The sequence below is a fragment of the Treponema zioleckii genome (assembly GCF_014737315.1).
In the GTDB taxonomy this organism is placed as follows: domain Bacteria; phylum Spirochaetota; class Spirochaetia; order Treponematales; family Treponemataceae; genus Treponema_D; species Treponema_D zioleckii.
On record NZ_JPUF01000166.1, the window covers coordinates 1 to 512 of the forward strand.

Annotated in this window: 1 protein-coding gene; it reads left to right on the top strand. The window is 32.0% G+C overall.

Translation table 11 applies throughout. The features are described 5' to 3' along the window. Positions 1-509: hypothetical protein (locus tag JI65_RS17040; RefSeq protein WP_191018356.1), on the top strand; the 509-nt coding region annotated here is incomplete at its 5' end. Positions 510-512 lie beyond the last annotated feature (3 nt).

Consider the following 512-nt stretch of genomic DNA (forward strand, 5'->3'; position numbering starts at 1 on the left):
GGTACAGGGTTGAATTCAATAATAATGAATGCTGGATTTACGGAGGTTATTTTTCTGTAGATTCAAACATTGAATATTTATCAGAATTATCAAAATCCCGTGCCATGAGCAACGCCTTGTTTAACTATAATGTAAAATTTGTCGCGAATTGCGGCGACTACTTAAGAAAAGGAAAAAATGTAAAAAAAACATACGAATCCTTTAAGGTTGAAGGCGGTTATGAAATAAACGCCACTTGTTATAATTTTGAGTATGGCTCGGTTATAATTGATTGTTATACAAGTGATGATAAATATTTTACATGGGTTTGCACATCAATTATCAAGGATGGTGAAACTCCACTTAATATCAAACTTAATATGACAATGGAAGAAGTAAAAGCAATATTTGGAGATTTTGATTACATTGAAGCAAATACAGCTTTTATATATGGCGGTGGTATTCGTGCTGAATTCATCTTTAATAAAAACAGGCTTGAAAGAATAAATCTGGTGGTAGATGGTTGTTAGATT